Source organism: Nocardia sp. NPDC003345 (genome assembly GCF_053589395.1).
Window position 1 is genome coordinate 1 of the sequence record NZ_JBSFRU010000318.1, and the last position, 7,493, is coordinate 7,493.

The 7,493-nt window shown below is 69.6% G+C and carries 6 protein-coding genes; 2 read left to right on the forward strand and 4 right to left on the reverse strand.

Annotated elements, in window-relative coordinates; translation table 11 throughout:
• Nucleotides 1-10: 10 nt before the first annotated feature.
• Both tal and tkt read right to left on the reverse strand, forming a co-directional pair.
• The gene (tal, locus tag ACWDU1_RS26385) at nt 11-1,144 is read right to left on the reverse strand and encodes a transaldolase (protein WP_450002495.1); all 1,134 of its coding nucleotides are present in this window, start codon (nt 1,142-1,144) and stop codon (nt 11-13) included.
• A 6-nt stretch (nt 1,145-1,150) separates the two neighbouring features.
• Entirely contained in the window at nt 1,151-3,292 is a 2,142-nt protein-coding gene (gene tkt / locus ACWDU1_RS26390) for a transketolase (protein WP_450002496.1), read from the reverse strand.
• Between the two features lie 327 nt (nt 3,293-3,619).
• Between tkt and ACWDU1_RS26395 the strand changes: the two genes are divergently transcribed.
• Nucleotides 3,620-4,609 (forward strand): heme o synthase, encoded by a 990-nt coding sequence (locus ACWDU1_RS26395; protein ID WP_450002497.1) that lies wholly within the window; start codon nt 3,620-3,622, stop codon nt 4,607-4,609.
• A gap of 41 nt (nt 4,610-4,650) precedes the next feature.
• Here the strand turns inward: ACWDU1_RS26395 and ACWDU1_RS26400 are convergent, their stop codons facing one another.
• A complete protein-coding gene (locus ACWDU1_RS26400; RefSeq protein ID WP_450002499.1) occupies nt 4,651-6,081 on the reverse strand; it encodes an FAD-dependent monooxygenase in 1,431 nt (476 codons plus the stop codon).
• Between the two features lie 93 nt (nt 6,082-6,174).
• Here ACWDU1_RS26400 and ACWDU1_RS26405 point away from each other — a divergent pair, with 93 nt between their 5' ends.
• A complete protein-coding gene (locus ACWDU1_RS26405; RefSeq protein ID WP_450002501.1) occupies nt 6,175-6,777 on the forward strand; it encodes a TetR/AcrR family transcriptional regulator in 603 nt (200 codons plus the stop codon).
• Nucleotides 6,778-6,801: 24 nt separating this feature from the next.
• On the opposite strand, the gene ACWDU1_RS26410 is transcribed toward ACWDU1_RS26405, so the two are convergent.
• Nucleotides 6,802-7,493 (reverse strand): quinone oxidoreductase family protein (locus ACWDU1_RS26410; protein WP_450002503.1); only part of this gene is annotated, 692 nt, incomplete at its 5' end.

Consider the following 7,493-nt stretch of genomic DNA (forward strand, 5'->3'; position numbering starts at 1 on the left):
GCCATGGGCGTCAGTTACCTCCTGCTGACCGCAGTTCGGCCGTGGTGGCCTCCAGCAGTTCCTCCCAGGACTTCTCGAACTTGTCCACGCCCTCGCGCTCGAGCACCGCGAAGACATCGTCGAGGTCGATACCCGCGGTGCGCAGCTGCTCGAATACCCCGGCCGCGTCGTCCGCGGTACCGGAGACGGTATCCCCGCGCACCTCGCCGTGATCGGCGACGGCCTCGAGTGTCTTCTCCGGCAGGGTGTTCACCGTGTTCGCGGCGACCAGTTCGGTGACGTAGAGGGTGTCCGGATAATCCGGGTTCTTCACCCCGGTGGACGCCCACAGCGGCCGCTGCCGGTTGGCGCCGGCCGAGGCCAGATGGTTGTAGGTCGAGGCGTGCGCGCCGCCGGCACCGAAGACGTCGAGGTACTCGGCGTAGGCCAGCCGGGCGTTGGCCACGCCCGCCTTACCGCGCAGCGCCAAGGCCTCGGGCGTGCCGATGTCCTCGAGCCGCTTGTCGATCTCGGTGTCTACCCGGGAGACGAAGAAGGAGGCGACCGAGTGGATCCGGGCCAGATCGTGACCGCCGACCCGGGCATTGCGCAGGCCGTCGAGGTAGGCGCCCATCACCGAGCGGTACCGCTGGACCGAGAAGATCAGCGTCACATTGACGCTGATGCCCTCCGCGATCACCGCGGTGATCGCGGGCAGGCCCTCTTCGGTGGCCGGGATCTTGATGAACAGATTCGGCCGGTCGACGATCTTCCACAATTCGACCGCCTGGGCGACCGTCTTGTCGGCGTCGAACGCCAGCCGGGGATCGACCTCGATGGAGACCCGGCCGTCGACACCGCCGGACTGTTCGAACACCGGAGCCAGTACATCGCAGGCCGCGCGGACGTCGTCGGTGGTGATGGTGCGGATCGCGGCGTCGACATCGGCGCCGCGGGCGGCGAGCTCACGGACCTGCTCGTCGTAGGCGTGGCCCTTGCTGAGGGCGCCCTGGAAGATGGTCGGGTTGGTGGTGACCCCGACCACCCCGCGGGTGGCGATCAGTTCGGCGAGGTTGCCGGAGTTGATCCGATCGCGTGACAGATCATCCAGCCACACCGAAACCCCGGCCGCGGCCAGGGCGGCGATGTTCTCGTTCTGTGCCATGAACCCTTATCCCTTCACGTTGTCGAGCGTGCGCTGCGCAGCGGCCACGACAGCCTCCGGCGTGAAGCCGAACTCGCGGAACAAGGTCTTGTAATCGGCCGAGGCGCCGAAATGCTCGATCGATACGATCTCGCCCGCGTCGCCGGTGAACCGGTACCACGGCATGGCGATCCCGGCTTCGACCACGACCCGGGCGGCCACCGCCGGGGGCAGCACCTCGTCGCGATAGGCCTTGTCCTGCGCGTCGAACCACTCCACGCACGGCATCGAGACCACCCGGGTTCCGATACCCTGCTCCTCCAGCGTAGTGCGCGCGGCCACGGCGAGCTGGAGCTCGGAGCCCGTGCCGACCAGAATCACCTGCGGGACGCCGGTGGACGCCTCGGCCAGGATGTAGCCGCCCTTCGATACGCCCTCGTAGCTCGTACCCTCCTGGACCGGCAGGTCCTGGCGGGTCAGGGCCAGCGCGGCCGGGCCGCCGGTGCCCACCGCGTCGCTGGAGACGAACGGCGAATTGTGCTTACCGCTGTGCTTCTCGATCACCGCGCGCCAGGCGTAGGTGGTCTCGTTGGCGTCACCGGGACGCACCACCGACAGGCCGGGGATGGCGCGCAGCGCGGCCAGATGCTCGATCGGCTGGTGCGTGGGGCCGTCCTCGCCGAGTCCGATGGAATCGTGGGTCCAGACGTAGGTCACCGGCACCCGCATCAGCGCGGCCAGCCGCACGGCGGGGCGCATGTAATCGCTGAACACGAGGAACGTGCCGCCGTAGGGCCTGGTGGGGCCGTGCAGGGCGATGCCGTTGAGGATCGAGCCCATCGCGTGTTCGCGGACACCGAAGTGCAGGGTGCGGCCGTAGGGGCTCGTCTTCCACATCCCGGTGGAGATCGCCTCGGGACCGAAGCTCAGCGAATCGGGGATGGTGGTGTTGTTGGATTCGGCGAGGTCGGCCGAGCCGCCCCACAGTTCCGGCAGCACCGGGCCGACCGCGGCCAGCACCTTGGCCGAAGCCTTGCGGGTGGCCAGGCCCTTGGCGTCGGGCTCCCAGGTCGGCAGGGTGTCGGCCCAGCCCGCGGGCAGCTGCCCGTTGAAGAGCCGGTCGAACAGATTCTTGGCCTCGGGCGCGCGCTGGGCCCAGGCGTCGAATTCGACGGTCCAGTCGGCATGCGCCCGCGCGCCGCGTTCGGCCGCCTTGCGGGTGTGCGCGATGACCTCGTCGGTGACCTGGAAGCTCTGCTCGGGATCGAAGCCGAGGGCCTTCTTGGTGGCGGCGACCTCGTCGGCGCCCAGGGCGGCACCGTGCGAGGCGCCGGTGTTCATCTTGTTCGGCGCGGGATAGCCGATGATGGTGCGCAGCAGGATCAGCGAGGGTTTGCCCGTCTCGGTCTTCGCGGCGGCCAGCGCGGCCTCGATGGCGACCACGTCCTCGCCGCCCTCGACGACCTGGACATGCCAGCCGTAGGCCTCGTACCGGGCGGCCACGTCCTCGGTGAAGGCGATGGTGGTGTCGTCCTCGATGGAGATCTTGTTGTCGTCGTAGATCACCACCAGGTTGCCCAGCTGCTGGGTGCCCGCCAGCGAGGAGGCCTCGGAGGTGACGCCCTCCTCCATATCGCCGTCGGAGGCGATCACGTAGATGTGGTGATCGAAGGGGCTGGCCCCGGTCGCGGCCTCGGGGTCGAACAGGCCGCGCTCGCGCCGGGCGGCCATCGCCATACCGACCGCCGACGCCAGGCCCTGGCCCAGCGGGCCGGTGGTGATCTCGACGCCCTTGGTGTGCCGGTACTCCGGGTGCCCGGGGGTCAGCGAGCCCCATTTGCGGAGTGTGCGCAGATCCTCGAGTTCCAGGCCGAAACCGGCCAGGTACAGCTGGATGTAGAGGGTCAGGCTGGAGTGCCCGCACGACAGCACGAAGCGGTCGCGGCCGACCCATTCGGGGTCGGCGGGGTCGTGGCGCATGGTGCGCTGGAACAGCGTGTAGGCCAGCGGCGCCAGACTCATCGCGGTGCCCGGATGGCCGTTACCGGCGGTCTGCACCGCGTCGGCGGCGAGAACCCGCACGGTGTCGACGGCCTTGGTGTCCAGCTCGGTCCAGTCGTCCGGAAGGTTCGGCTGAGTGAGGGCGCGGATGTCGTCTGTCACTGACACGACCGTGTTTCTCCTGACATTTCGAGGCGTCGAAAAATGGCGGGCGGGGTGGCGTACCGGTGCGGCGCGGTGACTGTGGCGCCGCATACACCCCCTACCCTAATTGCGCCCGGTCGCCCCCGGTGCGCGCCCCCCGGCAAGTTCCGCGCCGCCGTGTCGCGGCGGCGCTCGCGGCCGAGCGCCGCCCGGAGGGGCCCGGCGCGCGAGGGGCGAGCGGGGGAGCGCCCGGGGCGTGGGTCTACCATCGTCTGTAGTAGTAGCCGCGTCGCAGCCGCGCGCTGCTCGTTCCTACAGCCGGATGCGAAGCACAGCGTGCGAGGAGAGATAGTGCGGATCGGTCATGACACGGGGGTCGGCGGCGCCCACGATTCCGCCCCGGCACCCGCGGACCGCGTCCTCGGCAGCGCGACCCTGGCCCGGGTGGCCCGCCGTCCGCTCGCCTATATCGCGCTCACCAAACCGCGCGTCATCGAGCTCCTGCTGGTGGCCACCATCCCGACCATGCTGCTCGCCGACCGCGGCGAGGTCGATATCCGGCTCATCCTGGCCACCCTGTTCGGTGGCTGGATGGGCGCCGCGAGCGCCAACACCCTCAACTGTGTCGCCGACGCCGATATCGACAAGGTGATGAAGCGGACGGCCAAACGCCCGCTGGCCCGGGACGCGGTGCCGACCTCACATGCCTTCGTCTTCGGTGTGGCGCTGGGGATCGGTTCGTTCGCGTGGCTGTGGTGGCAGGCCAACCTGCTCAGCGGTGCGCTGGTGGTCGCCACCATCCTGTTCTACGTCTTCGTCTACACCCTGGGGCTGAAACGGCGCACCTCGCAGAACGTGGTGTGGGGCGGTGCCGCCGGATGTATGCCGGCCCTCGTCGGCTGGTCGGCGGTCACCGGCACCATCGGCTGGCCCGCCCTGGCCCTGTTCGGCGTGATCTTCTTCTGGACACCGCCGCACACCTGGGCCCTGGCCATGCGATACAAGGAGGACTACCGTGCCGCCGGTGTCCCCATGCTGCCGGTGGTCGCCACCGAGCAGGCCGTCACCAAGCAGATCGTGGTCTACACCTGGCTGACCGTGCTGACGACGCTGGCGCTGGTACCCGCGACCGGCGTGATCTACACGGCGGTCGCGCTGGTCGCGGGTGCCTGGTTCCTGCTGATGGCCCATCAGCTCTACTCCGGGGTGCGGCGCGGTGAATCGGTGAAGCCGCTGCGCCTGTTCCTGCAGTCGAACAACTACCTCGCGGTGGTCTTCTGCGGCCTGGCCATCGATTCGGTCCTGGGCTGGACCACTCTGGGTGAGGTCTTCTTCGGCTGAGCCCGCCGGCGCGGCGCACGGGGTCCGCCCGGTCGCCGCCGTCAGGACACCGAACCCAGATAACCGTCCGGCCGCACCAGGATCCGAGTGCCCTCGACGGCGTCGTAGGCGTCGAACGCGGATCCGCCGATATCGATCAATGCCGGACCGCCGGCCTCTGTGCCCGGCCGGACCACCCGGTACGCGCGGGTTCCGGGAACGGCGGGCATGTCGCCGCCGCCGAAGCACAGCAGCGTCGCGTGCGGCCCCCGGAAGAGATCGAAGAGGCGGATCCGCCGGCCCTCGGCGTCCTTCAGCGGTGCGTCCGGTGCGCGGTCACCGGGGGCGATACGGCGGGTATCGGCCGGATCCCGATAGGTGATATCGAGTTGCCGGGTCTCCTCGCCGCGTCGCATGGCGTCCTCCGCGCCGTCGGTGAGTTTTCCGAGCAGTTCGGTACTGATCCCGAGTACGCGGGCCGCGACGGCGCGGCGTTCGGGGTCGTAGGTGCGCAGCGGCGCCTCGTCGCCGGTCAGCGCGGCCGCGAGTTTCCAGCCCAGGTTGTGGGCGTCCTGGATACCGGTGTTCATACCCTGGCCGCCGGTCGGCGGGTGGACGTGCGCGGCGTCCCCGGCCAGCAGCACCCGGCCGGACCGGAACCGCGCGGCGAGCCGGATATTGGGTCGCCAGACGGTGACCCAGACGAGGTCGGTGAGGGTGATATCGCGGTCACTGCGATAGCGATCCACCCGGGACTGCAGATCCGCGAGCGTGGGTTCGCCCTCGGTGTCGATATCGCCGGGTGCGGCGAACTGGAAATGGCGCCCGCCCGGTAGCGGCGAGAACGCGATACCGCGCATGGGGTCCGCGGCCGCGGCGAACCAGTGACCGCAGTCGTGGTCGAGTGCGTCGGCGCGGACGTCGCCGAGCAGCATGCGGATCGAATCGTCGGTGGTCCCTTCGAACGCGATACCCGCCGTTTTCCGCACGGTGCTGCGCCCGCCGTCCGCGCCGGCCAGATAGGCGGCGCGAACGGTTTCGGCACCGCCGGGACCGGACAGCCGGGCCGTCACTCCGGACTCGTCCTGGTCGAACGACACCAGCGCGGTGCCCGATTCCACCCGGACCCCGAACTCCGCCAGCCGGGCGCGCAGGATCGCCTCGGTCTGCGCCTGGCCGAGGAACCACGGATTCGGGTAGGGAACGCCGGGGGTGGGATCGACGGGGTCGCTCATCCGGTGCTCACCGGCGAACTCGCCGTCGAGGTAGGCGCGCATGACAGGTGCCGGGATCCCGGCCGCGTGGACCGCGTCCAGAACGCCCAGATCGTCGAAGACCTCGAGGGTGCGCGGCTGGATACCGTCGCCACGGGAACCCGGGCAGAACTCGGTGGCCTTGTCGATGACCCGGACCGCGATATCACGGCGGGCCAGGTCGATGGCGAGGGCGAGACCGGTGGGACCGGCGCCGACGACGAGAACGGAAGACGTCACGGGAACTCCTGACAAGATTGGGTGAATATGAATTCAGTGAATCTGAATTCAGTATTGTGGTTGGTAGGTTGCCGTGTCAAGGAGGTGAGGCGGGTGGCGACGAGCCGTCGGGAGCGCGCGGAAGAAACGGAGCAGGCGCTGAAAACCGCCGCGCGGCGGGTGTTCGCGGAGCGCGGCTACCTGAACACCAAGATCACCGATATCACCGCGGCGGCGGGCCGGTCGGCGGGGTCGTTCTACAACCATTTCTCCGGCAAGGAGGAACTGCTCCGCGCGCTGCTGGCCGATCTCGGCGCGGCCGGCGACGAACGGGCCGGCCGGGAGGAGCACAACCCGGATTTCAGTGATCCGTCCGCCGTCCGGTTCCATATCGCCGGATTCTGGGATTTCGCCCGGCACAACGCCGCGGTGCTGCGGGCGATGGATCAGGCGGCACTGATCAACGAGGAGTTCGGCCGGGAGCTGGGGCAATTCGGCGCTGCGCAGCGCGCCGATATCGCCGACCATCTGGACGGGCTGGCGGCGAAGGGGATGACGCTGCCGGGCACGGTCGACACCAGCCTCGCGATGATGTTCCTGCTCGTCCAGGCGGTATCGACCGCGGTCGAGGACGGGGCGCTGGAGCTGGCGGACGACGAGGCCGTGGAGAGTCTCACGCGGTTCGTCTACCGCGGGCTCACCGGAGGCGACTACTGAGAAAGGTGTCCGGCCTCGTATCGGTCAGGGCAGCAGGACGATCGACCCGGTGGTCTTGCGGCTCTCCAGATCGCGATGTGCCTGTTCGGCCTCGGCGAGTGGATAGGTCGCGCCGATCCGGACGGTCAGGGAGCCGTCGGCGATCGCCTCGAGAATATCGCCCGCCCGCCATTCGAGTTCGGCTCGATCCCGGGTGTAGTGCGCGATATTGGGCCGGGTGACGAAAACCGAACCGGCCGCGTTGAGTCGTTGCAGATCCACCGGGGGCACCGGCCCGCTGGCCGCGCCGAACAGTGCCAGCATGCCCCGCACCCGTAGCGCCGCCAGGCTGGCGTCGAAGGTGGCGGCGCCCACCCCGTCGTACACCGCGGCCACGCCGGCGCCGCCGGTGAGTTCGCGGACCCGGTCGGCCAGATCGTCGCCGTAGCGCAGTACCTCCCGGGCGCCCGCGGCGCGGGACAGGGACTCCTTCTCGTCCGAGGAGACGGTGGTGATCACGTGGATATCGCGGGCCGCGGCCAGCTGGGTGAGCAGCAACCCCACTCCGCCGGCGCCCGCGTGCACCAGGATCGTCTCACCCGGCCGGGGTTTGTAGACCGATTCGATCAGATAGTGCGCGGTCATCCCCTGCAGCAGTGCCGAGGCTGCCACCGGCGGGTCGACATCGCCGGGTACGGCCACCGCGCCGGGATCACGATCCCGGCCGGCCGCACGCT

Coding starts and splice junctions, on each gene's coding strand:
- tal (WP_450002495.1), bottom strand. CDS start 1,144: ATGGCACAGAACGAGAACATCGCCGCCCTGGCCGCGGCCGGGGTTTCG.